Origin of the sequence: Winogradskyella wandonensis (assembly GCF_004346845.1) — a bacterium.
Classification (GTDB): Bacteria; Bacteroidota; Bacteroidia; order Flavobacteriales; family Flavobacteriaceae; genus Winogradskyella; species Winogradskyella wandonensis.
The window spans coordinates 71,499-97,534 of the sequence record NZ_SMGI01000003.1 but is presented as its reverse complement, the minus strand read 5'-3'; the positions used below and the strand labels follow the sequence as shown (position 1 = coordinate 97,534).

The window sequence follows — 26,036 nt, the reverse complement described above, 5'->3', positions numbered from 1 at the left end:
ATTTATTCGTCTTTTAATCTTTCAATTTCTAGTTTTTCAGCCAGTCGTCTCTCGATAATTGGTTCGATAAGTGTTTTTCGTTTTTCAATTTTAAGAAAAGGTTCTTTTTCTAAAACAGATTTCATTTTATCGAGTGTATTTGGATGTTTGTTTGTGCCTAAAAGCACCACTTCGCCTTTATCGAAAGCATCCTGTTCTTTGGCAGCACTTTCTTTTATCTTCCGTTGAATAGTGCTGTCTTTTAATTGCGATAAAAAGCCACCATTTGCCTCAATATTTTTAAATAAACCTAGAGCCTTTTCTGCCAGCTGTTCCGTGAGTTTTTCGATGTAATAGGCACCATCCGACGGATTGTTAACGGCATCGAAATAGCTTTCTTTTTTTAATACAAGGAGTTGATTTCTAGATATACGTTCGCCAAACGCGGTCGGGTTTTGAAACAATTGGTTATAAGGTAGATTACAAACCACATTTGCACCGCCTAAAATAGCACTCATACATTCGGTAGTGGTTCGCAACATGTTTACGTTGTAATCGTATATGGTTTTGTTGCGCTTGCTTGGCGTGGCTAGAATTCTACAATCTTTATTAAACCCATAGGTATCTGCTAGCGTAGTCCATAAAATACGTAATGCACTAAGTTTAGCAATCTCGAAAAAATAATTGCTACCAACAGCCACATTAAAAGTGACTGTTAGTGTTTCTTTTTTGTCTTCTGTTAATTTAGAATCTAGATGATTTAAGTACTCGTTAACGTGAGCAATTGCATAAGCCAATTGTTGAATGTTATTTGCTCCAGCATTTTGATAGTGACTTGCATCTACGTAAATCTGATTAAAGGTAGTTACGCTGTTTTCAAAGTTAGTGTGGTCCTCTTTTAAATTTGAATACCAATTTCCTGTTTTGCCTAAATGACCAATAATATCATTATTTATAGTCACTTTGGAAGCGTCAACCCTGGAAGTATCTCCAATAACCTTTGCAGAAAAACTACTCGGATTGATATGTATTGGCACATCTATATCCGCAACTAAATCTTTAATTAGTGTTTCTGAAGTTAAACTATTAAATATGATATATTCAGCACCATTTTTAATAGCTTCTTTTGCCGTTTTGTTAGCTACTTTTGCATCTGTTACATCGATAGCTTGTGCTACTTCCCATTCTGTTGCTTTAGAGTTTGAAAGCTCTGGTAAATCGTTAAACTCATCTGCATGGTAAAATGGTTTAACGTCGATGCCATCGTCAGTTTTCCAAATTAAGGTATCATTATAGTCTGCACCTTTAAGGTCGACTTGTATTTTTTGCTTCCATTCTTTAGATGAAACCGCGTTAAAATCTTTGAATAGTGGTTTACTCATCTTCTTTGGTTTTAGGGATACTATCTTCGTATTCTATAATATAGATTTCTTCGTTTGGCTTTTTCATGTAATAGGTCTCTCTTGCTACTTTTTCAACACCTTCTTCGGTACTTAAGGCTTCGATAGCTTTCTTATCCTTCTTCATTTCATTTCGATAATATTCTTTTTCTTTCTCTAATGCTTCGATATCTTTATTTAAATCGCGATGCAAAAGCCATGAATGGGTGTCGAAAAAAATCATCCAAATAGCAAAGCCTAAAGCAGTTAGAACAAAAAAGTTCTTAAATGGCTTTATATATTTTTTGTTGAATTTTGCCATAATAAACCTACAAGCGGTCGCTAATAATAGTTTTTACAATATCAACCGCTACTGTATTGTATTTATTGTTTGGTATAATAATATCTGCGTATTCTTTCATCGGCTCAATAAACTGCTGATGCATTGGCTTAAGCGTTGTTTGATATCTATTTAAAACCTCGTCTATATCTCTACCACGTTCTGTAATATCGCGTTTTAAACGCCTAATTAATCGCTCGTCGCTATCTGCGTGGACAAATATTTTTATATCAAATAATTCTCTAATTTCTGGGTTAGTTAAAATTAAGATACCTTCAACAATAACCACCTTGCGTGGTTTGGTTAAAACTGTATCACCCGTACGATTGTGCTTTACAAAAGAATAGACAGGTTGTTCTATTGATTTTCCTTCTTTTAATTGGTTGAGGTGGTTTACCAATAAATCAAAATCAATAGAACGTGGATGGTCAAAGTTAATCTTAACACGGTCATCATAACTGAGATGTGACGTATCTTGATAATAGGAATCTTGAGATATAACAACAACCTCACCTTCAGGTAGCTGTTCGATTAATTTATTTACAACGGTAGTTTTTCCACAGCCAGTTCCGCCAGCTATTCCGATAATTAGCATTAACCTTGAGTTTTTTTAACACCACAAAGTTAATTAATCTAACTCATTATTTAGTGACTTTTGTCACTTCTTCTACAGTGACTTCTTTGCCAAAATTATTACCCCAACTGTTGTTTATGTAGTTCATTACATCTGCAACTTCATCATCTTCTAGACCCATTGGCGCCATAACACCATTGTAAGTTACACCGTTTACAACCATTTCGCCTTTTTGCCCATATTTAACGCCTCGAATACTTTCGGTTTGATTTTCTTTTAAATAGTCGGAATTTGCTAAAGGTGGAAAAACCTTTGCAACGCCTTCTCCATTGGCCATATGGCAAGTTATGCATAAATCGTTATAAACCAATTTGCCGCGTTCTATACTTTTTTCTAGGCTACTTTTATCGTTAGATTTTCCGTAAGACACATTTTTTGAGGTGTCATTTTTGCAACTTAGTACCAGTGAAGATAGGAGTATATTTATTACAAGGATTTTGGCTGATTTCATGTTTTTTCTTTTATGAATTTGGGACTATTTTTACGATACCTTTATTCTCTATGGCCACGTAGATAAAACCATCTGGTCCTTCGTGAACATCTCTTACGCGTCCCATACCTTCCAGTAATTTTTCACGCTTTACTACTTTGTTATTTTCTAAAACAAGACGCTCTAAATATTCAAATTTTAAAGAGCCTACTAAAACGTTACCATTCCAATCTGGGTATTTATCTGAAGTTACAAAAGCCATTCCGCTAGGCGCAATCGAAGGTACCCAATAAAATAAGGGTTGTTCCATACCTTCTTTTGCTGTAATATCTGTAAATCGTGTACCGCTATAATTAACACCATAACTAATTACTGGCCAGCCAAAGTTTTTTCCTTTTTGTACAATATTAATTTCGTCTCCACCTTTTGGACCGTGCTCGTTCACCCAAATTTTTCCTGTTGTAGGATGTTTTGCCATACCTTGAGGATTACGATGTCCGTAGCTAAAAATAGCGGTTTTTGCATTTTCTGTATCTACAAAAGGATTGTCTTTGGGTATGCTGCCATCATCATTAAGTCTATAGATTTTTCCGCAATCGCGAGTAATATCTTGTGGGTTTTCGTCACGATTTCCACGGTCGCCTATTGAGAAATATAAATAACCGTCATTATCAAACTCTATGCGTGAGCCAAAATGTTGGCCACGTTTAGAATTTGGGCCAGCTTTGTAAAGGCGTTCAACATTTGTTAATTTGTTACCTTCAAGTTTGGCTCTAATTAGTGCCGTGTTTCCGCCATCGCCTTCGCCGTCTGTTGAGGCATGCGTTATATATATCCATCCATTAGATGAATAATCTGGATGTAATTCTATATCTAGTAAACCACCTTGACCACGGACGTAAACTTCTGGTAAACCTTCGATTTGTGTCTTTTTCCCTTCTTTAAAATGAATTAACTCACCTGTTTTCTCGGTAACCAAAATGGCGCCATCAGGAAGAAATACAAATCCCCATGGAATGCTTAAATCGGGAACAACAGTTTCTGCTTTGTAATTGACATTTGTAGCGGCCTGAGCTTCAATAGAAGATTCTGTACCTACTTCTATTTGTTGTTCTACTTGAGCAATTTCTGGTGTTTCTGCAGTTTTCTCTTCTTTTTCCTTGCACGAAGCGACTACTAAGGCTAGAATTAGTAAAAATTTAAATGATTTCATTATCTCTGATTTTACTTTATAAAGGTATTGTTTTTTGTTTAGAATGTGTAGTTAAAATTAATGCCCGCATAATAATTCACTGGGTTTCCAGGATAGAAATATCTGGGTTGGCTACCACCAAAACCTCTGGCGTTAATTAAAATTTGCGAGGCATATTTTTTGTCAAAAATATTATCTAAGCCGTAGAAAATATTTAGACTTATTTTTTCTGAAAATACGTTTTTGTACCCAATTTTTATGTTGGTTAAATTGTAACTATCACTATATAAACTATTATTGTCTGTTATAGGTTGTTCACCAACATGCTGAAAATTAATATTTCCATAAAATCCAATCTTGGTTGAAACATCTAATCCAGCATTAAGAATATTTGAAGGAACACCCGTTAAATCATTTCCTGAAAAATCGTCATCACCATCTACAAAGTCTTCAAACTTGTAATTATTAAGGCTGTAGTTAAAGAATGAATTCAGCTTTAGATTTCTTGTGTTAACTATATTCGAGTTGAGGCTAAATTCAATACCATCATGTAATGTTTGTCCTGCATTAACACCGACAAATTCGTCTTCAGCTGTCCGTCTAGCAACCAAAAGGTTTCTTACATCTAATCTATAGATTGCTAAGTTGAATTGTATTTTATTTTTAAAGATTTGACCTCTTGTACCTATTTCGTAATTCCAGCCTGTTTCTGGCTCCAAATCATTGTTTATTTGTCCGTCTGGAAGTAGAGTTTCGTTTAAAGAAATAGGAGAGAAGCCTTGACTTGCATTTGAATACACACTTACGTTGTCTGAAACTAAATACGATAATCCGAGTTTTGGTGAAAAGATGCCATCAAACTGAAAAGTGCCAGATTGGTCAGGATTATTTATAGATACCGGGAAATTATCCTCTAAATCGTATTGGGTTTGGTTGTAGTTTAATCCAGCGACCAGAGTGGCTTTTTCGGATGGTTGATAATTAACTTCAAAAAATAAGTTGTAGTATTGTCGGTCTTCTTCAAAATTGGATAATTCATTTCCTTGAACGCTTCCTGTACCTGTAGGGAAATCATCGTATAAATTCTGAAATGTTTTCGATTTGTAGTTGTCCTTAAAAAATTCGCCACCGAAAGTATAGGTAAGTGGTTTGCTAAAAAGTTGAGTGTTTCCGAGTAGACGACTTCTTATGCCGTAGGCAAAAGTATTTTCATCTAAAATATTAAATGGTCTAGGCTCGTAACCATTCCTAAAAGAGCTAAATATACTAGTTATTTGTTTGATTTTAGGATTAAATGTGTGATTCCACGTTAGACCAATAATTCCGCGTTGTGAATCCTCAAAACCTTGAGCTTGTCTCCAGGTAAATGCCGCAGCACTAGGATTAGATTCAAATGTATCTTGGTTAATTGAGCTGGGAATAAATGCTTTTAAATCCACATAACTCCCGAGAAAAGTAAGCTCGTTTTTTTCATTTATAAAATGATTTGAAGTTAACGTTAGCGTCTGCCTGTTGTAGTTGTTATTATCACGATAACTGTCTGAAGATGTATTGCTGTAAATACCTCTGAAACCGTTTTTTGATGTACCGTGATTAAAATTGATGGTCGATTTGTATAAGTCAAACGAGCCAATGGTTAGCTCAGTATTTACAGATGAAGAATTGAGATACGCGTTTGTTGGGTTAAGTTGAATAGTGCCACCTAATCCCGCACCATAAACACTTGAGGTTGCACCTTTAGTAATTTTGATTTGTGAAATAGCATTAAGTTCAAAATCTTCAATGTTGGTTTCGCCGCTCCCATTTGTTAATGGAATGTCTTTGAAGTAGGCTCTGATTTTTGATGTACCAAACAAATTGCGAGAACCAATACCTCTAATGGTCAATCGGTTGGTATTGAGTGCACCACTTTGCATAAAAACTCCCGGAGCTCGATTAATAGCTTGCGAAATGTTTAGGTCGTTACCCAATTCTATGTCACGTTCTGAGATAATTGTAGACGTTGCTACAGCTGATTTTAATGGTTTTGGAATGTGGCTAGCATCGATGATGACTTCGTTTAATTCTGAAGGTTTTAATTTTAACTGAACGACTATAAAATCTTTTGAATTTATAGTTACAATTTGAGTTTCGTAACCCAATCGCTTAAACGTATATAGACCAAGATTTTCAATTTCAAAAAATCCGAATTCGTCTGTAAATGTAGTTTTTTCAGTTTCAGCAGTAATAGAAACGTTTGGAATTGGAGCGCCAGAATTAAGGTCTGCAACTTTTCCTTTTATTTGGGCCGTAAGTGACGTAATGAAAAAGAAAAATAAGCCAGTAATTGAAATTTTACTTCTGATGGTTTGTTGGTTTTGATTAGTAATTCTATCTACAAATTAACTGATATATATAATGATGTCCTCTAAATTATTTGTTAAGGTTAAATAGAATGAAAAAGTTATTTGGTTAACCTTGTAATTTGTATATATTTGCAGTCCGAAAATGATAACCAATATTCGGGGTGTAGCGTAGCCCGGTTATCGCGCCGCGTTTGGGACGCGGAGGTCGTCACGCTGAAAGCGTGACCACCCACTAAAAATAAGTTATGTATGTAGTATATATACTTTTTAGTAAAGCACGTTCTAGATATTATGTAGGTCAAACTTCAGATATCGAAAAAAGATTTAAAAGACATAACCAAGGAAAGGTTCCATCAACAAAGTTGGGTATACCTTGGGAATTAGTTTTGCAGATAGAGGTAGAAGGTCGCTCTGAGGCTATGGTCTTAGAAAAGAGAATTAAGAAGAGAGGAGCAAAACGATATTTAGATAACTACTTCGGGGTGTAGCGTAGCCCGGTTATCGCGCCGCGTTTGGGACGCGGAGGTCGCAGGTTCGAATCCTGCCACCCCGACATTTGGAGGTCGTCACGCCAAAAAGCGTGACCACCCCGACAAAAAAAGCCAGAGTGAAAACTCTGGCTTTTTTTATAATTTTAATGTCTTACTAATATTCAAAAAATATTCCAGACATTGTTACAGCGCTTATTAACACTAAAAGTGTAAACGCCACAAATTTTGCTGTGTTTTTAGTGAGTTTGTCTTTTTGAAAGATATAATCTCTTCTTTCATCATCTTTTTCTTTTATAAATTTCATATCTACTTTTTTTTGATTCATTTATAATGTAAGAAAAATATTTCAAAAATCCAAATTTGTTCAGTATTTAAAGGGCTATTGTATTCGTCTGTAATTTTCTGAATATACTAAATTGCCATCTTCGTCTAACCTAATTTGGCTAAACGTACTATCGGTAACTACTAGTTTGTAACTAAATTTTTCTTGTTCTGCTATGACCTTATTCATTACGCTAGAACCATACTCCATGAGTTCAGTTAACGTTGAGTCTGTGGCTGTATAACTACCATAGCCGAACCATTCAATGGAGTCTGTAGGCACCAATTTGCTCCACATGACTTTGTCTTTATTAAACATTTTAACTTGTCTGTAGCCTTCATTTGTTTTAAACGAATCAATAACTTTATTGTTTTCGTAATTGTAAAACCCTATCATTTCCCAATTGCCCTCTAAAGGATAATAAGTCGTATTTATAGTTGTTTCCTCTTGTAAATCGGTTTCGCTTGTTTCGGAATTTTTACACGATATCAAAATGCATAAAATGATTAAAATGTAGGATGCTTTTTTCATAAGTAGTTGATTTGAAGAAGTTAATAGTCAATAATTTACAAAAAAAATGAATATGAATTTGAAAATCTTGAATTTATCAATAGTTCTACAGTTACTGTTAATAACTTCTAAGTAAGATTTTAGGTAAAAAAACTACTTTTGTTTTGAGAATAAATGAACAACATATGTCAGATACAATCGAAAGAGTAAAGTGTTTAATTATTGGTTCTGGACCTGCAGGTTATACAGCCGCTATTTACGCAGCTAGAGCTAATATGGCACCAGTTTTATATCAAGGAGAGCAACCAGGAGGACAACTAACAACTACCAACGATGTTGAGAATTTTCCAGGATACCCAGATGGGATAACAGGTCCAGAAATGATGATACAATTACAAAAACAGGCAGAACGTTTTGGAACAGATGTACGTCATGGATGGATTACTAAAGTTGACTTTTCCGGACCAATACATAAAGTTTGGGTTAATGAAGAAAAAGAAATTCATGCAGATACTATTATTATCTCTACAGGTGCTTCTGCTAAATATTTAGGATTGCCTTCGGAGCAGAAATATTTACAATTGGGCGGAGGCGTTTCTGCTTGTGCTGTTTGTGATGGGTTTTTCTACAGAAATCAAGAAACTGTAATCGTAGGTGCAGGAGATTCAGCTTGCGAAGAGGCACATTACCTTTCTAAGCTATGTAAAAAAGTAACTATGCTAGTACGAAGAGATGAGTTTAGAGCTTCTAAAATTATGGCTGAACGTGTTAAGAATACAGAGAATATAGAAATTTTATACAACACTGAAACTGAAGAGGTATTAGGTGATGGGCAAGTGGTTACTGGTGTAAAAGTGAGAAACAATGTAACTGGAGATATTCACGAAATTCCTGCTACTGGTTTCTTCGTAGCTATAGGTCACAAGCCAAATACGGACATTTTTAAAGATTATCTAGACTTAGACGAGACGGGCTATATTATTAATGCCGTCCCAGGAACGAGTAAAACAAATGTAGAAGGTGTTTTTGTGAGTGGAGATGCCGCTGATCATGTTTACAGACAAGCTATTACTGCAGCTGGTACAGGATGTATGGCGGCTTTGGATGCAGAACGTTATCTCGCTGCAAAAGATTCTTCTTTTGAGGTGAGTACACCCACCTACAACTAAGAAATTAATAATAAATTACAGAAAAGACCGAGGGCTTCCTTCGGTCTTTTTTTATTGAATTATCAAAATCATCGTCTTTTATTGATATTTATTCAATAAAATCTCCGTATATGATAAATATCATAAATTTTAGCTAATCTTATTACAATCTTTGTACTACAAAATAAGTACAATGAAATCTTTAATAACTACCCAAAAAAAAGTATTGTTCAGCTCACTTTTTTTATTTGCAAGTCTTTCAATTTTATGTGCTCAATCTTATAAGTTAGATAATAAAACGTCTTTTTTACAAGTCAATGGAACATCTTCACTTCATGATTGGCATGTCGATGCAGAACGTCAGTCAGGAATTTTAGAATTTAGTAACATTGATGAAGGCGCTATAAAATCCATAAAGTTTTCTGTTGAGAGTGAAAGTCTAAAAAGCGGAAAATCTGGAATGGATAAGAATACATACAAAGCCTTAAAGACTAAATCATTTAAAACGATAGACTTCAGTTTAACAAAGATCATATCCGTAAATGAGCTTTCAGAAGGGCACTATAATGTCAAAGCAGAGGGTAAACTACTTATCTGTGGTGTTTCGAAAGTTATTCCTATGGATTTCGAGCTTATAATAAAAAATGAATCAGCTCAGATAATTGGTAAAAACACTTTATTAATGACTGATTATGGTATTGAACCACCAAGAGCATTGTTAGGAACAATTAAAACTGGAGACGAGATAGTAATTTCTTATAAAACTGTATTCAAATAACTACAAAACTTAAATACCAATTAACTATGAAAACAACGATAAAGTTTACTTTACTTTTAGCATCAATGCTATTGGGAGTTAGCGTTTATGCACAGACAAGAAGCCTAGACAATTTTAGGCAACCAGACCAACGTGGAATAAATGTTTTTGAAGCACCTAAAGACACGGTATCAACCTTTAATGGTATTAAAGTGCGTATTGGTGGTTCTTCAACTTTACAGCTTCAGGGATTATCTCACGAGAATTCTGGCGCGGTTCCGTTAAAAGAAATTGGAACGAATTTTAACTTGGCTACAGCTAATCTAGATTTAGATGTAGCACTTTACGACGGTGTTCGCGTGCACTTAAGAACTTATTTGTCATCTAGACACCACCCAGAGCCTTATGTAAAAGGTGGTTACATTCAAATAGATAAATTAGACTTTGTAAGTGAAGGATTTATGGGTGATTTTATGAAATATGCAACACTAAAGATTGGCCATATGGAAAATAATTATGGCGATGCACACTTTAGACGAAGCGACAACTCACAAGCCATTTATAATCCATTTGTTGGGAATCTTATTATGGATGCCTTTACTACAGAAGTAGGAGCAGAGCTTTACTACCGACGTAATGGATTTATTGGTATGCTTGGTTTTACCAATGGTAAATTAAATCAAGATGTAGCTAACCCAGACACTGGTGGTGCATCGTTCCTTGCAAAAGTTGGATATGACAAGCAAATTAATGATGACTTTAGATTTAGATTAACAGGATCTATGTATAACACTGGTGCTGTAAGAAACTCTTACTTATACGCAGCAGATAGAGCAGGTTCTAGATACTACTTAGTTTTGGAAGATGAAGACGCTACACCAAAGAGCAATTTTAGATCAGGACGCTACAATCCAGCCTTAAGAAATGAGATTACTGCAATAATGATAAATCCTTTTGTAAAATTCAAGGGCTTAGAGTTTTTTGGAACTTTTGAAACAGCAACTGGTAAAGCTAATTCTGAACTCGAGGATAGAACAGCCACGCAATTTGCAGGAGAGCTTATTTACAGATTTGGTAGAAATGATAAGTTTTACTTAGGTACACGATACAATAAAGTTGATGCCGATGATGTTAGCGGTGACAGTATAGAGATTACCAGATTTAATCTAGCTGCTGGTTGGTTCTTAACCAAAAATATCCTTGCAAAATTTGAATACGTAAGTCAAAAGCATGAAGGATATAATGCAAGTAGCATATTTAATGATGGAAAGTTTGATGGAATAATGCTAGAGACCGTTATTAGTTTCTAAGATTGTTTTATGTAATAATTTTTTCAATTAGGTCTCTCGTTAAACACAGATAAGGCAAATAGCGAGAGACCTTTTAACGTTACTAAGTATGAGAGTTTTAGTGAATATAATTTACTTTTTAGTCGGATTTTTAATGTTTAATTATACTTTCGATGAGGGTTTTTCTAAAACTAAATCGTATCGTATTTATTTTTCCCCTGAAAGTTCGCTAATAATCAAAGGAACATCTAATGTGAATTCGTTTAAGTGCGAATACAATATCAGTAAATTTTCAGACTCGTTATCGGTGAATTTTTTAGAAAATTTAGATATCATAGAATTTAAAAATACCGAATTAATTCTACCAAATATCAACTTTAATTGTGGGCATCGAGGTATTACTAAAGATTTCAATAAACTTTTAAAAACAGAAGAGTTTCCGCAAATAAGAATAGCACTTTTAAGGGTTATATCTCTTGATAATAGTGAAAATGAAGCGATTGTTAGTTTAGATATCACCATTTGTGGAATAAGCAATACCTACGATATACCCATAAAAGTAAATGGAAATAACGAAGTTAGAGTACAAGGTTTACTACCTATTAATATAGAAGATTTTAAACTAGAAGCGCCAACAAAAGTACTGGGTATTATTAAAGTTTCTAACAAAATCGAGATAGACTTTAATCTCAAAATCCTTAAATGCTAATTTTCTTTCTTCTGTAGTTTAGCAGTCCCAGTAAAGGTTTCCAAATCTATTTTAGGTTCGCCATAAATATAAGTCTCCGTACTACCCGAAGCCTTCAAAATTAGTGATGTAACCACATGTAATGACAAATCACTACTAGATTCTATTAGAACTTCTGCATTATTCACAGCATAGTTTTTACCTACGAAATTTGAAGAGTTGTCTAATCTTAATAACGCCGTTTCGGCATTCCCTTCAATCGTTGCGTCTGCACTTTGGTATAAATCAAAAGAAGCCGATTTTCCGCTAATTAAGGCATCTAGTTTGCTATTATCACTCATTACAATAGACGTACTATCCGCTGAGACATTAAGTCTGCTTTTTGTTCTATCTGTTGAAGAAAATTTAAATTGTTTTGATTTTATATTAAGATAAGCTCTTGAGTTATTTTGAATTTTTAAATCGAGATTTTCTAATTCCATTGAGGTTAACGAGCGCAATTCGGCAGAGTCGTAAAGCTGAATATTTTCTAATTGGTTACTATAATTTACGGTTATCATAAGTCTCTTCTTAGAGGTGATACGCTTAGATGAGCTTATGGAAAGGACGCCTGATGATACCTCTGCAATAATAACATCATGCAAGTTATCATCGGCTTCAATCTCTACAGAAGCTTTACTGTTGTAAGCAATTTTAACTTCAAAATCGTCTTTTATTATTAAGGTATTAAACTCATCTAAATAGGTTTGTTTAATAGTAACATCACGGTTTCCTTTTATTTTTTCTTTGTTTTGAGATTGTCCAACTTGTACAACTAAAAACAAAAAAAGTAACGTATATATTAGTTTAGTTAATTTCATAATAGTTTTAATTTCTAGTAATCTCTTTTTAAAAATACGTAATTACAGAGATTATAGATGTTTATTGTATTTGTGTTACATTAACAAATATATACAAAAACCATCCCAAACTGTAATTAGTTAGGGATGGTCTGTTATACCAAATACTATTTTGGTATTAATTGGTTGATTGGTTTGTTTTTATATAAATTGACTAATTCTCTCTTATACTTCCCGAAACGCCGTCACTTTTATTCACCTTTTCTGGATTACCGGAATATTTAATGCTACCGCCACTTGTGGCTTTTGCCGTAAGTTCTTTAGATGTGTTTACACTAATACTTGCACCACTTGTTGCCGATACGCTTGTAGTTTTTGCTCTTAAATTTTCCGCCTTAATGTAACTTCCGCTAGTTGCCGAAATATTTAAACATTCTGTTGTGCCACTAATTTTTATACCAGCACCGCTTGTAGAATTAATTTTTAAATTATCTGTATCGAACTCCACATCCATCTGGCTTCCGCTAGTTGAAGAAATAGTTAACTGGCCTGTTTGGAATAAGTCTTCGGTTGAAATAATAGCACCACTCGTACAACTTATTGAAGATAAATCTTTTACATTAAGAATCACCATCTTGGAACTTGCGGATTTAATATTCTCGTTTGCAGAAATTCTTAATGTGCTATTGTCTTCATCAAATTCTGTAGTAATGACATCTAATAGATTCTCGTCTGCTTGGACTTCTAAAGATTCGACATTATTTTGAATTAAAATAACCTCAATTCCTCTACTGACTTTAAGATTGTTAATCTCACTTTCAAAGTCTCGTTTTTCGGTTGTAACATTTCCGTCTCCGTGTACGCCAGGTCCAATATTAATGTCAAAATTGCATGACGTCATAAGAAGCGCCAGGATACTTGCTGCGATAATTCTTGCTAATGTGCTCATAATTGTTTGTTTTTTGATTTGTGCTCCGAAGCTTTAGCGAAGGAGCATTGATGATTGATTATTAAATAACAGTTCAAATATTAAAAAAGTGGTTGGTTAATTAAATTTTTAATACCTGAACTGTCGGTCTAGTCGTCCAGACTGTTTGATTGATTGGTCTGAACCGAATGTTATTATGGATAAAAAAGTTTAATTATCGTTGTTTTTAGTTTTTATTTCTACGCCTGTTTCTTCATCGATTTTTACTTGTACTTCGGAGCCATTTGCATTGATGCCCTCCGAATCTATTTTTAGCTTTATGCTGTCACCAGATTTGATAAGAATTCCTTCTTCTGAGTTGATTTTTAGAGTGGTCTTGTTGTCCTCTTCAGTTTCAATCTCTGCTGTGTCTTCATCACAGTCTAAGCATTTTAGTTGATTGTCTAAAACCCTTAGATAATGTTCTTCCATGCCATTATCTAAAATATCATCGTAGATTCTTCTATTTCTATGATATCTGTAAGTGTTATCATCTGCATATAGCGTACTGCCTTCTGGTAAATAAATAATTATTTGGACGCCTTGGTCTCCATATTTATAGCGCGTGTCGGTTGTGATGTATTTGTCTAAAACTAATTCGTTATTGGCAAAATTATAATTGTAGTCGATGTTTTCTGCCCGGTTAAAAGCACGCTCGTAGCTACTTCCATAGGCATTCTTTGAAATTTCTAATTTTGCGATAGAATCTTTAGTAGACCTTACAATAAATCTTACTTTGTCATTAGTTATATTTTTGCGTCCATCTTTATCTATAAAAGCGCCAAATCCACCATTATTTATGTACAGACGTTTTCGAGAAATTCCATTATTAGCCATCGAAATTTTTAGTGTATCGTTGGCAGTAATATTTAATTCTACCTCTTTGGTATCAAAAGCATTATAGCTGTATTCAGCAGCCTGTTTTACACCAATCGTTATTAAACCTAAAATTGCAATTATCCATAAACCTAAAAGTGTAAACTTTGCAATATTACCGATAGACTTTAGGTTATTTACCAAAATTTTTAACCCTAAATAAAATAGGAAGAAAAATGGGATTCCAACAGCGAGAAACAAGAATAGCGACATTAGCCAAATTGGAGTGTTTGTAGCATTGGTCATTACTAAAAAGTCAATACCAGGAAAATTTATGGCGTCAGTGATACCAACCGTAAAAAGGGCGATGAGTAATGCTATTAACGCCGAAATCCCTGTAATAATCATTATAACTCCAAAAAACTTTGCAAAAACTTTGAAGAAGAACATGACGATGTCTCCAATAGTTTCAAAAAAGTTTCGTGATTTATTTTTTAGACGGTCACCCTGTTTTTCAAAATCGACGCTTTTTACAGTTTCAGAAATGTTATCGGCCACGTTTTCAAAACCTTCTTTAATAGTGTCGCCATGCTTTTTAAAATCTACATTTTTAACCTTTTCTGAGACAATATCAATACCATCTTTAATTTTTTTTTCGATGTTGCTAATATTTACAGGCTCACCAGTCATTGTTAGCTTTTCAGCTGTGGTCGTTGCCTCGGGTACTAAAGCCCAGAAGATAATGTAAATGACTATGAAAGAGCCGCCAGAAGCCAAAGCAAAAATTACCCATAGCAGTCTTACCCATAGCATATCAATACCTAAGTAATGACTTAAGCCTGCTGCAACACCACCGATATAGGAGTTGTCTGTATCTCTATATAATTTTTTGGTTGGACCGCTTTTGGTTTGTCTTTGTTTCGCGTAAGTTGGTTCGTCTTCAAAAATTTCATCGTCGACTAAATAGTCTTCGGGCTGTCCCATAATGGTAATGACCTCGTCTACGAGTTTAATGCCTACAACTTGTTTATCGTTTTGAATACGCTCACTAAAAAGTTCGGCAATACGAGCTTCTATGTCTGCTATAATTTCAGAACGCCCTTGGGAGTCTGTAAATGAACGTGTTATAGCCTCAAGATAGCGCGATAACTTAAGATATGCGTCTTCGTCTATATGGAAGAATATCCCTGCTAAATTTATATTGACTGTTTTATTCATTTCTTTGTTGTTTTTGTACTTGTTACTAGGTTTACTGCGTTTTGTAATTCACTCCAAGTGGTGTTTAATTCATTAAGAAACAATTTGCCTGTTTCTGTAAGACCATAATATTTTCTTGGTGGTCCAGAGGTAGATTCTTCCCAACGATAGTTAAGAAGACCTGCATTCTTTAGCCTTGTTAGTAGCGGGTAAATAGTACCTTCTACAACAAGCATTTTTGCGTCTTTTAGTGTTGCTAAGATTTCTGCAACATAGGCATCTTCATCTTTCAAAATGGAGAGGATACAGTATTCTAAAACACCTTTACGCATTTGTGCTTTTGTGTTTTCTATCTTCATAAGATGTGATTAAATTTTAATAAACTGTTCATTTTTTGATTTGTACTCCGAAGCTTCAGCGTAGGAGTATTGATTGATTGATTTATTTGATGATGTTATTTTAAAAAATTGATAGTTAATGGGTATTGATAGTCTTTGCCATCTCTAGCTGATAGACTAGCTCTTACTATTAGAGCTAACTCTATTAAAAACCCTAGAAAGGCTAAAACGCCTATGCCACCTGTAATGTATAATAGAGGAGAAGGTCTGCCGATATTAATATGAAAATCATAGAAACCATTAAAATTGATAAAATCGATTCCGTTAAAAACTTTAAAAATGAAAAACGGAATACTAATCGTTCCAATAATTAAAGCATACAGTAAAATACTTATCTGAAAATTTATAGCCTGCTTACCGTGCTTATCTACAAATTCGGATTTATCTTTATTTGCAATCCATAGTATTATAGGACCTAAAAAATTTCCAAACGGAATTAAAAACCTAGAAAAGGTTGATAAATGTATAAAAGTAGCAATGTTTTTATGGTGCTCAGTTGTCATTTTAAAAAGTATATAATAGTTTCTTATACAAATATATGTCTAAAAGAAGGTATTATGTTACGCATAGTACTTAAAATTAACATTTTATTAACATTAGTTAAGAATGAATATTTGACTTATTTTAGTCATAAATAATTAGAATAAACAATTCGGATTTGAATCTATTATTATGAAAATAACAGCCTCAAAACTCAATAAATACTGTATGTTTAAGCTTCCCGCGGCTTACTTTACAGGTGTAAGAGCTACGTATATCGATGATACAAAATGTACGGTTAAAGTGAAGCACCGATGGATAAATCAAAATCCTTTTAATTCTATGTTTTGGGCAGTGCAAGGTATGGCAGCAGAGCTAACAACTGGTGCTTTGGTGATGCAGAAAATTCAGAATTCAGGCGAAAAAATATCCATGTTAGTTGCTAATAATAATGCCTCATTTAGCAAAAAGGCTACTGGTCGTATTACATTTGAGTGTGCCGAAGGCGAAAAATTAGACCAAGCCATTAAAAATGCTATTGATACAAAAGAAGGTCAAACCGTTTGGCTAAATGCTAAAGGAGTCAACGAAGATGGTGTTGAGGTATCAAATTTTAATTTTGAATGGACTCTGAAAGTGAAAAGTAAGAAGCAATAAATGATGTAAAATGTATGTAAAATAGTTTGTTGTTAGGTCGATGGCAATTAAAATTGATTGTTTTGATGTAACAAACATTAATGTTTTTCTACATATTAGTCAGAGTTGAATCTTTCAATTTGAGTAAAACAACTCCACAACTAATTAACATAAAGCAAAACCAAAAAAAATGACAGCACACGAAATAGACTACCGTATTTACGGTGAAGAAATGCAATATGTAGAAATAGAACTAGATCCAAACGAAGGCGTTATAGCGGAATCGGGTAATTTTATGATGATGGATGAAGGTATTAAAATGGATACCATTTTTGGTGATGGCTCACAAAAAGATAAAGGATTTTTAGGTAAAATACTAGGTGCTGGAAAACGAATATTAACGGGTGAAAGCTTATTTATGATAGCATTTTATAATGACTTAGTTGGTAAACGTAACGTATCTTTCGCTTCACCATATCCCGGTAAAATTATTCCAATAGACTTAACGGAGTTTGGCGGTAAATTTATTTGTCAGAAAGATGCTTTCTTATGTGCCGCCAAGGGTGTAAGTGTAGGTATTGAGTTTTCAAAAAAAATAGGACGTGGTTTATTTGGAGGCGAAGGCTTTATCATGCAAAAGCTAGAAGGTGATGGCATGGCATTTGTACATGCTGGCGGTACAATGGCAGAGCGTACTCTTGAAGTAGGAGAAACAATGCGTGTAGATACGGGTTGTATCGTTGGTTTTACTCAAGACGTTAATTACGATATTGAGTTTGTAGGCGGAATTAAAAATTCCATCTTTGGCGGAGAAGGTTTATTTTTTGCTAAGCTTGAAGGTCCAGGAAAGGTCTATGTTCAATCGCTACCATTTAGCCGATTAGCTGACCGTGTTATTGCATCAGCTCCAAAATCAGGTGGAAAGAGTAGAGGTGAAGGTAGTATTTTAGGTGGTTTAGGAGATTTGTTAGATGGTGATAATCGGTTTTAAGTTCCATTTATCGGTAATTTTTAACATAAGAAGCTGTTAAATTTTCAATATCTAAGGTTGAACAAAACAGATTTTTCAATAAATTTAGACTTATTAAAATTTGGCTTATAGAAAAAAAATTACTTTCGTTTAACTAAAATCCCCTTAAAACTATGGCGAGAGCAATGTTTGAATACACTAAGACTATTCTTAGTAAGGTAAGTTTTGATGCCACGTTATTTTGCAAAGAAGTTCAGAAAGCTGTAAAAAGGCTTTTGCCGTACGAATTAGAAGAGCTTAGAATATTCATAAAAAGTTTAATACTACAAAATCCAGAACTAAATCAATGTTTAGTTTATTTAAAAGCATAAAAAAAAAGCGACTTAGGAGTCGCTTTTTTTATTTTGGTAAGGGACTTATAATATTTACATTCTGAAACGCAATAGCACCTCTTATTACACCAGAGATAACAGAATGCATTGCATCTATAATTTGCATTTTTAATTCACTTTTATGATAGATTATACTCACTTCTCTCGCTGGTGACGGTTCTTCAAAATGTCTAAGTTTATGACTTAGTTTTTCTCTAAAGTCTAAGGTGTGTAGATAAGGAAGCAAGGTCATGCCTAGGCCTTCGTCACTGAGCTTAATCAACGTTTCAATACTTCCGCTTTCTAATTGAAAATTATCATCTGGTTGATTCTTTAGTGTTTTGCATAGATTAATAACGCCATCTCTAAAGCAATGGACGTCTTCTAATAAGAGCATATCTTCGATATCTAAATCCGATATCTCAATGATTTTTTTGTCTCTTAATCTGTGATTATCTGGGATATAAGCTACAAAGGGTTCGTAATACAAAACACGCTCTTTTATGTTGTCATTTTCAAGAGGTGTTGCTGCTATTGCGGCATCGAGATGACCTTCGTTAATACGCGCCAGAATTTCTTCGGTGGTTAATTCTTCAATCTTAAGCTTTACTTTTGGGTATTTTTTTATAAAGTTCTTAAGAAACATAGGAAGCAGCGTAGGCATTACTGTTGGTATGATGCCCAACCTAAATTCGCCACCAATAAATCCTTTTTGCTGGTCTACAATATCCTGAATTCTATCTGCTTCGTTAACAATATTTCGTGCTTGAAAAACAATTTTTCGACCTACTTCGGTCAATTCAATGGGTTTTTTTCCTCTATCGAAAATAACAACGTCTAGTTCGTCTTCTAATTTTTGAATTTGTGTGCTTAATGTAGGTTGCGTTACAAAACAACTTTCGGCCGCTTTAGTAAAGTTTTTGTGCTCTGCTATAGCCAAAGCATATTTCAGTTGAGTTATTGTCATTTTCAATAAAATTGAATTGTAAAATTACTAAAAACTATTCCTTCTGAAGTGATTTCGATTGAATTTTTAATGAAAAAAGACCACTAAATTGTGGTCTTTAAGGTTAATTGGCCCTTTGGCAGGCTCAGGGCAAATTTGTTTTATTGGTTATTAGAATCTTATGGTTAACTCTATATCTTTATCTGTTACAGTAAACTTGGCATCTGCGAATTGTGGTGGTCCAAAATTCATTACATTATTAGAAGCGCCATAAGCTTCAAGCGGCATTCCGTTTTCTCTAAAGTCCATCTTGCCGTTATCATTTGCATCGTGGTTTGCCAAAACAGCATATACGCCTGGTTGTACATTTTCAAAAGTAATTACGACTTTGTTATCTTCAATTTTAGAAGATTTTGCCATTATTGGTGCGGCTTTCATAAAGGTATTTTCTGTATGCAATGCCATACCAACTGTACCGTTATTATTGGCTACATTGTCTATGGTCACGGTTATGGTTGCGCCTTCTTGAGAAAATCCGATAAATGACGTAAAAACTAAAGCGATGGTAAAAAATAAATTCTTCATAATGGTACTGTTTTAATGGTTTCTTTGTAATTGATGATACAAATATCCACTGCATACTAAATTTTACATAATTATAAATACCGAAGTGTAATTTTAGAATGACGAACTGTAATTATTCTATGACTTAGAGCAAACCACGTGCTTTAATCTCTAAATATTTATTGATGGTGTTTACCGTTAAATGCTCTGGAGCCGTTAAAATGGTTTGAATCCCATATTTATGTAACTCATTAACGATAAGTTTCTTTTCGTAGATAAATTTTTCGGCTATCGTTTTCTGAAAAATTTCATAGGTATTTTCAGCCTTATCTTTTGTAAGCTGATGTAGTTCCGTATTTTCAAAAAAGATAACCACTAACAAATGGTTCTTTGCAATAGCTTGCAAATAGGGCAATTGGCGATGTAAGGCATCTAAAGTTTCAAAATTGGTATAAAGTAATAATAGGCTACGCTGCGTAATGTTTCGTTTTACATCGACGTATAATCTGGCAAAATCAGATTCTGAAAAATTGGTATTAACATTGTATAAAGTTTCAAGAATCGTATTCATCTGCGACGGTCTTCGTTCTGCGATTACTCTATTTTCAACTTTTTTAGAGAACGTAAACATACCGGCTTTATCTTGCTTCTTTAGAGCCACATTACTAATAACAAGCGTTGCGTTTATGGCATAATCTAATAGGCTTAAACCCTCAAAAGGCATCATCATAGCGCGACCTTTGTCAATAACACTGTAAATGGGTTGAGAGCGTTCATCCTGAAATTGATTAACCATTAACTGGTTACGCTTAGCGGTGGCTTTCCAATTAATGTTTCTAATGTCATCACCCATGACATAGTCTTTAATTTGCTCAAATTCCATAGTATGTCCGATACGTCTTATTTTTTTCAAGCCGTATTCAAACAACTTATTAGAAAACGCCAATAACATGTATTTACGCAGCTGTAAAAATGAAGGGTAATTAGGCACCATTGCATCTTTACCAAACTGATAACGACGTGTTAGAAGATTAATTGGCGAATTGGCGTAAACGTTTAAGTTTCCAAAATAATATTCGCCACGCTCTAAAGGTCTTAGCGTGTAGGTTATTTTTTTCTGTTCCTGAGGTTTTAGCGAGGTATTAATTTCAAAATCACGCTTCTGGTATTGAAACGGTAGCTCATCAATTAATAGAAGGTCAGCCTTATAATTGTAAGTGTTGGTTAGATGTATTTCAATTGGGTTATCATCGCCATTACTTAACTTTTCTGGTAAAATTCTGGTGGCATTAATTCCTCTTTGTTTAAAAAGTAAAATAACATCCACAACAAAAAGACCTATGGCTATATAAAACAATAGTTTTACAATAGGGAATAAGCCAGGAAATAGATACGCAAATATGCTTAGCCCTACCAGAGTACCAGCTATTGTAAAAAAGCGAGAGGTTAAATAGATATGTTTAAAAAGGCGTTTCACTATCTAGGAATCTCAATAGTTTCAAGAATTTGGTCAACAACCTTATCTACTGTAAATGCCTCCATTTCGCGCTCTGGAGTTAATACTAAACGATGTTGAAGCACGGCTTTTGTACAGCGTTTTATATCGTCTGGTGTTACAAAATCACGTCCATTAATGGCTGCGTTTGCTTTCGACGCGTTTAAGATTGCCAAAGACGCTCTTGGCGAAGCACCAAGATATAAGTTGGCATTGGTTCTAGTATTATGCACAATGGCAGCAATGTAGTTTAGTAGATTGCGCTCTACAACTACTTGTTTTATCAATTCTTGATATTTAATAATGTTTTCTGCCGACAGAACCGAAGCTATGGCATTAAAATCCATTTTATCTTGTCGATTATGGTTGTCGGTAAGAATCTGAATCTCGTTTTCTAAAGACGGATAATCTACATTTATTTTAAATAAGAAACGGTCTAACTGCGCTTCTGGTAAACGGTAAGTGCCTTCTTGCTCTATAGGGTTTTGCGTCGCAAATACCAAGAATGGGGGTGCCATTTTGTACTCTGTACCATCCATAGTTATTTGGCGTTCTGCCATAACCTCGAAAAGGGCAGCTTGTGTTTTTGCTGGAGCACGGTTGATTTCGTCTATAAGAACAATGTTAGAGAAGATTGGGCCTTTTTTGTACTCAAACTCATTGGTTTTAACATTAAAAACCGAAGTTCCTAAGATGTCACTTGGCATTAAATCTGGCGTAAATTGAATACGACTAAAATCTACAGCCATGGTTTTGGCCAGTAACTTAGCCGTAACTGTTTTTGCGACACCAGGTACACCTTCGATTAAAGCATGACCATTTGTAAGTATAGAAATGATTAGAAGTTCTATCATTTCATTCTGACCCACAATTATTTTGGCGATTTCATTTTTTATTTGTTCTACACTATCCTGAAGTGGTTTTAAATCAATACGACTTTCAAAGGTACTGTCTGCATTTTGCTCGCTACTTTCGGGTGCAATGTTCTCGTTAAGAGGTTGGTTATTTTCCGCCTCGGGCGATGTATTTTGTTCTTCCATTAGAGATTGTTTTTTGTGAATTTTTCAATTTTTTTATTGAGCTCTATCAGCTCACTTTCGCTATGTACGGTTTTAGATTTTAAATACAATAAATAATCGACGATTGCTTTTGCGTCTTCTTTTGAGTTTGAAGATTTTAAAGCTAGCTTTTCGATAAAACTACTGTTTAGGTTAGTGGTATTTAAAAAATATTTTGTTCTAATAAATTCTAAAAAATATTGAATTTTCTTAGCAATAATATTAGAGTAGTCGCCATGTTGATAGTAGAGTTCGCCAATAGTTTGGGTAAATTCTACGGTTGAGTTTTCTAATTTCTCTACAACTGGGATGATACGTTGTGTCCGTTTACCTTTGAAAATTACAAAGAGAATCAAGCTAAAAAGACTAATGTAAAAAGCCCATTTTAACGCAGGATTAGTTAAAATATAGCGCAACGGGCTTGTGATTACTTTTTTGCCGCTTTTATTATAGTTGTCCCATATAATCTGTTGTTTTGGTAAGTAAGACAAAACTGTAGCGGCATAATTTTCGTTTTCATTTAGTAGGTGATAATTGGTAAACGCATATGGATTGGTATGAATGTAAAACGAGCCACCTTTCTCACCAAATTTTGTTTTAATAAAGTTCGGGAAGCTTTCACTCTCGTCTTCGTCCATCATTGTACCTAAAACCGTCGTATTTAATGTGTCTAGTGAAGTGATGTATGCATTTTCTATTACATCTTTGTATAGGGTTTTGTTTTCACTTTGGTTAGGACTTGTAAATGAGTTGTAAGATGGTTTCTTGTAAAAATTGGTGTAATCTAGCGTAATATTAAGATTTAGTGTATCTCGCAAAATGCCATATAGTCCTTTACTGCTTAAAAATACAGTATTACCATGGTCTACAAAATCGATAATGGCGTTGGCGTCTTGTTCGGTTAAACTTACATAACCATTAATGATGAAAAGCGATTTTTTGGCTTCTAAAGAATCAATAGTCTTTAAGTATAAATAGAGAGATTCCGTATTTTCTAATACGTCTCCATCACTAAATGTCTCAAGTTCATTGTAAAGCACATAGCAACCTAAAGGGATTTTGTCTGCCGCAGAGTAGGAGTCGCGCCAATTTAACGGTTTGGGTTTGGCGACTTCTGCAATCATCAATAATAGAATGACCGCCCCAATGGCATATAATGCAATTTTAGAGCGTTTATCCATTTGATTTTAGTTTTATAAGAGAATTAAAATCGTCTTTATTTTTATTAAAGCCAGCCTCGTCTATGGGAAACTCACCATACCATACGTAGTCGTAAATATAAGATGCCCTTTTAAACAATGATTTAGTATCGTTACTTTTTATTTCTCGTAAATAATCATTGTTGGTTTTGTCATAGTGCCACTCTATAATACCTTTTGAACTTAGGGATTTAAGGGATTTTAAATACAAAAATCGAGTGGCAAGTCTATAATTATTTTCTTTTAGTGCGGAGTTGATGAGTTTATCAAAATCGACGGTTTCTATATCTTCTTCAACATAATTAAAACCATCTATAGTCTTGGTTTCAGTCTTAAAAACTGAGCTCACAGGATTCTCTAAAAGAAACTTTAGTAATAAGTAGAATGCACCACATCCTAATAATCCGTAGATAATATATTCTAAGGTTTGGTAATTAACATAACTAATATCAAAACCAAACAAATCACTTAGCCATCCAAAAAATTTTCTTAGAATTCGTTGTATGAGGTTTACACCGCCAGTATCATTAATATTATAATTAAACTCATCTCCAGAATAGCGCTCTTTTATTCCTTCTTTAAAAGGAATAACATCTATGTCCGAAGAGTCTTGTGCAACCTGTTTTATGGTGTCCTGAGCTTTTGCAAACGCATATACAAAAAAGCTTAAAAAGGTGATGTATTTTGCTTTACAACTGTTCATTAACACCTATTTGATTAATTTTCTGTTGTAAGTATGTATTGTGTTTTAACTCGAACAAATTATAATACAAAACACCAAATGCCACTTGAGTTAGGGCTTGGGTGTATATAAAAGACAATATAAAGGCAATAAAACCAAAGGTAAACACTAAAGTTGCAAATGTATTACCTACAAGTTCTATATTATTTTCTACTGAGAAATAGGTGTAGATACCAATTAAAAAGCCAGGAATTGCTAATATTAAAGCAGTTACCATTAAATTAAGAATGCCAATAACCAAACCGTAACCAATTACCTTAAGAAAACTATTAAACGTAAAATTAAACCCTTCTGAAATAGCCTGACTAAAACCGTTACTCCTAGAAAACATTGACATAAATGTTAAACCAAATATAGCAGATAGTGTAAAGCTCATTGCATATTGTGCGATAAAGCCTAGAAAAGGAATAAACGATATCATTACCGATATAATTAAGTAAGCAAAATACATAAGTGCGCCCACAATAACTAAAATAATGATGTCTCCTATATTACGCTTTATTTGCTTCCATATAGATTTAGATTCAACTTTTCCGTTGTTATTTACATAATCTACCACATATGCACTAGAAAAACTATAATTAATAAGGGAAGTAACAAAAATAATAAGTAAAAGAATAATCATACCTCCGAAGAAATAACCTTCAGTTTCAATATTTGTACCCATTCCAAATCTAAAATCTCGGCTTGCCAATCCCATAAATCCTGTAACAAGCAAATACGACGCTATAATGGTTAAAACAATACTTACAGCGTTGTATCTTAGATATAGTGAACTGTATTCTTTAAAATTGTATTTTAAAAACAAAAAGTAATTGTTAATAATATCGCCGAAACCGCTACGATTTCTAAATTCTATATATTGTTTCTTCACGTTAATTGCAGTTTAGGGGCATGTTGTTTGGCTGCTTTTTCCAAAAGAATTGGGTAAAATATATAGTAGTAAACAATGATAAAAAGCGATAAAAAGATAATGCCGTAAGCCAAAAACCAAGGCATCTGTTCGCCGTAACGTGTAATAAAACCTTCTATAAAGCCAGCAATAATAAAAAACGGAATGGTACTTACTACAATTTTTAAACCGTCTTTGGCGCCTTTCATAAAAGCAACTCTACGTGAATAGGTTTTTGGGAATAAAAAACTATTTCCCATAACCAAGCCAGCACAGCCAGCGATAACAATTACCGAAATTTCTATTGTACCATGCAACCAAACCGTAGAGGTTTTTTCTAAAATACCGTAATTGTAAAAGAAGGTAATAAAGGCACCAAGCATTATGCCATTGCTAAAAAGCACATAGATGGTACCAACACTAAAAAATACACCAAAGGCAAAGGCTATTATAGCCACGCGTATGTTGTTAATAGTTATCCCTAGAAACGAGCCAATATTACTTCCGCTTTTATAAACGGCCATAGGCTCACCTTTTTCAATATTTTCTATAGTCATATTTACATAACCATCGCCTAAAATAAGTCTTACAAAAGAGTCATCGTTAAGCGTAGAAACAGCACCGATGACTACAGCTACCATAAATATTAAAAATGTGTGTAATAGGGTTTTATGGTACTGTCTAAAAAAAAGAGGAAACTCATCCCTCCAAAACGAAACAATCTTGTTTTTGGATTCCTTTTTGGTAATATAGATTTTTTGATGCGCTTGCGAAGCTAGAGAATTTAAATAAAGTAAGGTTTTACTTTCAGGATAATAGGTTTGAGCGTAAGCCAAATCATTGGTGAGTTGGATGTAATATGACGCCAAGTCATCTGGACTTATTTTTACATTATTATCTAATGCTTTTTCAAATACAATCCATTTTTCCTTATTTTGCTTAACGAAAGATGCTTCGCGCAT

Annotated in this window: 29 protein-coding genes and 1 tRNA gene; 9 read left to right on the top strand and 21 right to left on the bottom strand. The window is 34.0% G+C overall.

From position 1 onward, the window contains the following. Positions 1–2: 2 nt before the first annotated feature. From DFQ05_RS09705 to DFQ05_RS09680, 6 genes are read right to left on the bottom strand one after another with little or no spacing between them, the layout of a single operon-like run. The gene (locus tag DFQ05_RS09705) at positions 3–1,361 is read right to left on the bottom strand and encodes a methylmalonyl-CoA mutase subunit beta (RefSeq protein WP_132705216.1); all 1,359 of its coding nucleotides are present in this window, start codon (positions 1,359–1,361) and stop codon (positions 3–5) included. Continuing rightward, positions 1,354–1,680: an FtsB family cell division protein gene (locus DFQ05_RS09700; protein WP_132705215.1), complete on the bottom strand. Its 327-nt coding sequence runs from the start codon at positions 1,678–1,680 to the stop codon at positions 1,354–1,356. Before DFQ05_RS09700 ends, DFQ05_RS09705 begins: the two co-directional genes overlap by 8 nt. Positions 1,681–1,687: 7 nt before the next feature. Further along, positions 1,688–2,293 (bottom strand): uridine kinase, encoded by a 606-nt coding sequence (gene udk / locus DFQ05_RS09695; RefSeq protein WP_132705214.1) that lies wholly within the window; start codon positions 2,291–2,293, stop codon positions 1,688–1,690. A gap of 46 nt (positions 2,294–2,339) precedes the next feature. Further along, positions 2,340–2,783: a c-type cytochrome gene (locus DFQ05_RS09690; protein WP_132705213.1), complete on the bottom strand. Its 444-nt coding sequence runs from the start codon at positions 2,781–2,783 to the stop codon at positions 2,340–2,342. Between the two features lie 10 nt (positions 2,784–2,793). Beyond that, complete coding sequence (locus DFQ05_RS09685; RefSeq protein ID WP_132705212.1) at positions 2,794–3,975, bottom strand: PQQ-dependent sugar dehydrogenase; 1,182 nt, start codon at positions 3,973–3,975, stop codon at positions 2,794–2,796. Positions 3,976–4,013: 38 nt separating this feature from the next. Beyond that, positions 4,014–6,236 carry a TonB-dependent receptor domain-containing protein gene (locus tag DFQ05_RS09680; protein WP_241974256.1) on the bottom strand — a complete coding sequence of 741 codons (2,223 nt, stop codon included), beginning with the start codon at positions 6,234–6,236 and terminating at the stop codon, positions 4,014–4,016. Between the two features lie 308 nt (positions 6,237–6,544). On the opposite strand from DFQ05_RS09680, the gene DFQ05_RS09675 reads away from it, so the two are divergent. Both DFQ05_RS09675 and DFQ05_RS09670 read left to right on the top strand, forming a co-directional pair. Further along, positions 6,545–6,787, top strand: a complete 243-nt coding sequence (locus tag DFQ05_RS09675; protein ID WP_132705210.1) for a GIY-YIG nuclease family protein — start codon at positions 6,545–6,547, stop codon at positions 6,785–6,787. Further along, positions 6,778–6,852 (top strand) — tRNA-Pro (locus DFQ05_RS09670). Before DFQ05_RS09675 ends, DFQ05_RS09670 begins: the two co-directional genes overlap by 10 nt. Positions 6,853–6,944: 92 nt before the next feature. On the opposite strand, the gene DFQ05_RS13595 is transcribed toward DFQ05_RS09670, so the two are convergent. Both DFQ05_RS13595 and DFQ05_RS09665 read right to left on the bottom strand, forming a co-directional pair. Continuing rightward, positions 6,945–7,094 (bottom strand): hypothetical protein, encoded by a 150-nt coding sequence (locus DFQ05_RS13595; RefSeq protein WP_158281906.1) that lies wholly within the window; start codon positions 7,092–7,094, stop codon positions 6,945–6,947. Positions 7,095–7,169: 75 nt separating this feature from the next. Continuing rightward, a complete protein-coding gene (locus DFQ05_RS09665) occupies positions 7,170–7,643 on the bottom strand; it encodes a hypothetical protein (protein WP_132705209.1) in 474 nt (157 codons plus the stop codon). Positions 7,644–7,807: 164 nt separating this feature from the next. On the opposite strand from DFQ05_RS09665, the gene trxB reads away from it, so the two are divergent. The 4 genes from trxB to DFQ05_RS09645 all read left to right on the top strand — a co-directional run bounded on the left by trxB (position 7,808) and on the right by DFQ05_RS09645 (position 11,525). Next, complete coding sequence (gene trxB, locus DFQ05_RS09660) at positions 7,808–8,791, top strand: thioredoxin-disulfide reductase (protein ID WP_132705208.1); 984 nt, start codon at positions 7,808–7,810, stop codon at positions 8,789–8,791. Positions 8,792–8,963: 172 nt separating this feature from the next. Further along, on the top strand, positions 8,964–9,548 hold the full coding sequence (locus DFQ05_RS09655) for a YceI family protein (protein ID WP_132705207.1): 585 nt from the start codon (positions 8,964–8,966) through the stop codon (positions 9,546–9,548). A gap of 26 nt (positions 9,549–9,574) precedes the next feature. Then, the gene (locus DFQ05_RS09650; RefSeq protein WP_132705206.1) at positions 9,575–10,837 is read left to right on the top strand and encodes a hypothetical protein; all 1,263 of its coding nucleotides are present in this window, start codon (positions 9,575–9,577) and stop codon (positions 10,835–10,837) included. A gap of 133 nt (positions 10,838–10,970) precedes the next feature. Next, entirely contained in the window at positions 10,971–11,525 is a 555-nt protein-coding gene (locus tag DFQ05_RS09645) for a YceI family protein (RefSeq protein WP_158281905.1), read from the top strand. On the opposite strand, the gene DFQ05_RS09640 is transcribed toward DFQ05_RS09645, so the two are convergent. The 5 genes from DFQ05_RS09640 to DFQ05_RS09620 form a co-directional block, all read right to left on the bottom strand. Continuing rightward, positions 11,522–12,364 carry a GIN domain-containing protein gene (locus DFQ05_RS09640; RefSeq protein WP_132705204.1) on the bottom strand — a complete coding sequence of 281 codons (843 nt, stop codon included), beginning with the start codon at positions 12,362–12,364 and terminating at the stop codon, positions 11,522–11,524. The two genes, DFQ05_RS09645 and DFQ05_RS09640, sit on opposite strands and share 4 nt — an antisense overlap. Positions 12,365–12,557: 193 nt before the next feature. Continuing rightward, positions 12,558–13,292, bottom strand: a complete 735-nt coding sequence (locus tag DFQ05_RS09635) for a head GIN domain-containing protein (protein ID WP_132705203.1) — start codon at positions 13,290–13,292, stop codon at positions 12,558–12,560. Between the two features lie 189 nt (positions 13,293–13,481). Beyond that, a complete protein-coding gene (locus DFQ05_RS09630; RefSeq protein WP_132705202.1) occupies positions 13,482–15,344 on the bottom strand; it encodes a PspC domain-containing protein in 1,863 nt (620 codons plus the stop codon). After that, positions 15,341–15,682, bottom strand: coding sequence for a PadR family transcriptional regulator (locus tag DFQ05_RS09625; RefSeq protein ID WP_076620721.1), 342 nt, complete (start codon positions 15,680–15,682; stop codon positions 15,341–15,343). The genes DFQ05_RS09630 and DFQ05_RS09625 overlap by 4 nt, the downstream gene beginning before the upstream one ends. A gap of 95 nt (positions 15,683–15,777) precedes the next feature. Next, positions 15,778–16,224, bottom strand: coding sequence for a DUF4870 domain-containing protein (locus tag DFQ05_RS09620; protein WP_132705201.1), 447 nt, complete (start codon positions 16,222–16,224; stop codon positions 15,778–15,780). 169 nt (positions 16,225–16,393) lie between these two features. Between DFQ05_RS09620 and DFQ05_RS09615 the strand changes: the two genes are divergently transcribed. From DFQ05_RS09615 to DFQ05_RS09605, 3 genes are all read left to right on the top strand, one after another. Next, positions 16,394–16,858: a DUF4442 domain-containing protein gene (locus DFQ05_RS09615; protein WP_132705200.1), complete on the top strand. Its 465-nt coding sequence runs from the start codon at positions 16,394–16,396 to the stop codon at positions 16,856–16,858. A 169-nt stretch (positions 16,859–17,027) separates the two neighbouring features. Continuing rightward, positions 17,028–17,828, top strand: a complete 801-nt coding sequence (locus tag DFQ05_RS09610; RefSeq protein WP_132705199.1) for a TIGR00266 family protein — start codon at positions 17,028–17,030, stop codon at positions 17,826–17,828. A gap of 152 nt (positions 17,829–17,980) precedes the next feature. After that, positions 17,981–18,178, top strand: coding sequence for a hypothetical protein (locus DFQ05_RS09605; RefSeq protein WP_132705198.1), 198 nt, complete (start codon positions 17,981–17,983; stop codon positions 18,176–18,178). A 28-nt stretch (positions 18,179–18,206) separates the two neighbouring features. Here the strand turns inward: DFQ05_RS09605 and DFQ05_RS09600 are convergent, their stop codons facing one another. The 8 genes from DFQ05_RS09600 to DFQ05_RS09565 all read right to left on the bottom strand — a co-directional run bounded on the left by DFQ05_RS09600 (position 18,207) and on the right by DFQ05_RS09565 (position 26,036). Beyond that, on the bottom strand, positions 18,207–19,145 hold the full coding sequence (locus DFQ05_RS09600) for a LysR substrate-binding domain-containing protein (RefSeq protein WP_132705197.1): 939 nt from the start codon (positions 19,143–19,145) through the stop codon (positions 18,207–18,209). A gap of 150 nt (positions 19,146–19,295) precedes the next feature. Next, a complete protein-coding gene (locus DFQ05_RS09595) occupies positions 19,296–19,709 on the bottom strand; it encodes a DUF2141 domain-containing protein (RefSeq protein ID WP_132705196.1) in 414 nt (137 codons plus the stop codon). A 124-nt stretch (positions 19,710–19,833) separates the two neighbouring features. Beyond that, positions 19,834–21,165, bottom strand: a complete 1,332-nt coding sequence (locus DFQ05_RS09590) for a DUF58 domain-containing protein (protein WP_132705195.1) — start codon at positions 21,163–21,165, stop codon at positions 19,834–19,836. Next, a complete protein-coding gene (locus tag DFQ05_RS09585; protein ID WP_132705194.1) occupies positions 21,165–22,223 on the bottom strand; it encodes an AAA family ATPase in 1,059 nt (352 codons plus the stop codon). Before DFQ05_RS09585 ends, DFQ05_RS09590 begins: the two co-directional genes overlap by 1 nt. Next, positions 22,223–23,422: a DUF4350 domain-containing protein gene (locus DFQ05_RS09580; RefSeq protein WP_132705193.1), complete on the bottom strand. Its 1,200-nt coding sequence runs from the start codon at positions 23,420–23,422 to the stop codon at positions 22,223–22,225. Before DFQ05_RS09580 ends, DFQ05_RS09585 begins: the two co-directional genes overlap by 1 nt. Continuing rightward, positions 23,415–24,143, bottom strand: coding sequence for a hypothetical protein (locus tag DFQ05_RS09575; protein ID WP_132705192.1), 729 nt, complete (start codon positions 24,141–24,143; stop codon positions 23,415–23,417). Before DFQ05_RS09575 ends, DFQ05_RS09580 begins: the two co-directional genes overlap by 8 nt. Further along, on the bottom strand, positions 24,130–25,056 hold the full coding sequence (locus tag DFQ05_RS09570) for a hypothetical protein (RefSeq protein WP_132705191.1): 927 nt from the start codon (positions 25,054–25,056) through the stop codon (positions 24,130–24,132). Before DFQ05_RS09570 ends, DFQ05_RS09575 begins: the two co-directional genes overlap by 14 nt. Next, positions 25,053–26,036, bottom strand: coding sequence for a stage II sporulation protein M (locus tag DFQ05_RS09565; RefSeq protein WP_132705190.1), 984 nt, complete (start codon positions 26,034–26,036; stop codon positions 25,053–25,055). The genes DFQ05_RS09570 and DFQ05_RS09565 overlap by 4 nt, the downstream gene beginning before the upstream one ends.

What these genes read in the sequence shown, in the direction of transcription:
- DFQ05_RS09595 (WP_132705196.1), bottom strand. Translation starts at nt 19,709, where the DNA reads ATGAAGAATTTATTTTTTACCATCGCTTTAGTTTTTACGTCATTTATC.
- DFQ05_RS09685 (WP_132705212.1), bottom strand. Translation starts at nt 3,975, where the DNA reads ATGAAATCATTTAAATTTTTACTAATTCTAGCCTTAGTAGTCGCTTCG.
- DFQ05_RS09615 (WP_132705200.1), top strand. Translation starts at nt 16,394, where the DNA reads ATGAAAATAACAGCCTCAAAACTCAATAAATACTGTATGTTTAAGCTT.
- DFQ05_RS09600 (WP_132705197.1), bottom strand. Translation starts at nt 19,145, where the DNA reads ATGACAATAACTCAACTGAAATATGCTTTGGCTATAGCAGAGCACAAA.
- DFQ05_RS09580 (WP_132705193.1), bottom strand. Translation starts at nt 23,422, where the DNA reads ATGGATAAACGCTCTAAAATTGCATTATATGCCATTGGGGCGGTCATT.
- DFQ05_RS09690 (WP_132705213.1), bottom strand. Translation starts at nt 2,783, where the DNA reads ATGAAATCAGCCAAAATCCTTGTAATAAATATACTCCTATCTTCACTG.
- trxB (WP_132705208.1), top strand. Translation starts at nt 7,808, where the DNA reads ATGTCAGATACAATCGAAAGAGTAAAGTGTTTAATTATTGGTTCTGGA.
- DFQ05_RS09650 (WP_132705206.1), top strand. Translation starts at nt 9,575, where the DNA reads ATGAAAACAACGATAAAGTTTACTTTACTTTTAGCATCAATGCTATTG.
- DFQ05_RS09565 (WP_132705190.1), bottom strand. Translation starts at nt 26,036, where the DNA reads ATGCGCGAAGCATCTTTCGTTAAGCAAAATAAGGAAAAATGGATTGTA.
- udk (WP_132705214.1), bottom strand. Translation starts at nt 2,293, where the DNA reads ATGCTAATTATCGGAATAGCTGGCGGAACTGGCTGTGGAAAAACTACC.
- DFQ05_RS09575 (WP_132705192.1), bottom strand. Translation starts at nt 24,143, where the DNA reads ATGAACAGTTGTAAAGCAAAATACATCACCTTTTTAAGCTTTTTTGTA.
- DFQ05_RS09640 (WP_132705204.1), bottom strand. Translation starts at nt 12,364, where the DNA reads ATGAAATTAACTAAACTAATATATACGTTACTTTTTTTGTTTTTAGTT.
- DFQ05_RS09585 (WP_132705194.1), bottom strand. Translation starts at nt 22,223, where the DNA reads ATGGAAGAACAAAATACATCGCCCGAGGCGGAAAATAACCAACCTCTT.
- DFQ05_RS09705 (WP_132705216.1), bottom strand. Translation starts at nt 1,361, where the DNA reads ATGAGTAAACCACTATTCAAAGATTTTAACGCGGTTTCATCTAAAGAA.
- DFQ05_RS09625 (WP_076620721.1), bottom strand. Translation starts at nt 15,682, where the DNA reads ATGAAGATAGAAAACACAAAAGCACAAATGCGTAAAGGTGTTTTAGAA.
- DFQ05_RS09665 (WP_132705209.1), bottom strand. Translation starts at nt 7,643, where the DNA reads ATGAAAAAAGCATCCTACATTTTAATCATTTTATGCATTTTGATATCG.
- DFQ05_RS09675 (WP_132705210.1), top strand. Translation starts at nt 6,545, where the DNA reads ATGTATGTAGTATATATACTTTTTAGTAAAGCACGTTCTAGATATTAT.
- DFQ05_RS09630 (WP_132705202.1), bottom strand. Translation starts at nt 15,344, where the DNA reads ATGAATAAAACAGTCAATATAAATTTAGCAGGGATATTCTTCCATATA.
- DFQ05_RS09635 (WP_132705203.1), bottom strand. Translation starts at nt 13,292, where the DNA reads ATGAGCACATTAGCAAGAATTATCGCAGCAAGTATCCTGGCGCTTCTT.
- DFQ05_RS09655 (WP_132705207.1), top strand. Translation starts at nt 8,964, where the DNA reads ATGAAATCTTTAATAACTACCCAAAAAAAAGTATTGTTCAGCTCACTT.
- DFQ05_RS09645 (WP_158281905.1), top strand. Translation starts at nt 10,971, where the DNA reads ATGTTTAATTATACTTTCGATGAGGGTTTTTCTAAAACTAAATCGTAT.
- DFQ05_RS09605 (WP_132705198.1), top strand. Translation starts at nt 17,981, where the DNA reads ATGGCGAGAGCAATGTTTGAATACACTAAGACTATTCTTAGTAAGGTA.
- DFQ05_RS09620 (WP_132705201.1), bottom strand. Translation starts at nt 16,224, where the DNA reads ATGACAACTGAGCACCATAAAAACATTGCTACTTTTATACATTTATCA.
- DFQ05_RS09700 (WP_132705215.1), bottom strand. Translation starts at nt 1,680, where the DNA reads ATGGCAAAATTCAACAAAAAATATATAAAGCCATTTAAGAACTTTTTT.
- DFQ05_RS09610 (WP_132705199.1), top strand. Translation starts at nt 17,028, where the DNA reads ATGACAGCACACGAAATAGACTACCGTATTTACGGTGAAGAAATGCAA.
- DFQ05_RS13595 (WP_158281906.1), bottom strand. Translation starts at nt 7,094, where the DNA reads ATGAAATTTATAAAAGAAAAAGATGATGAAAGAAGAGATTATATCTTT.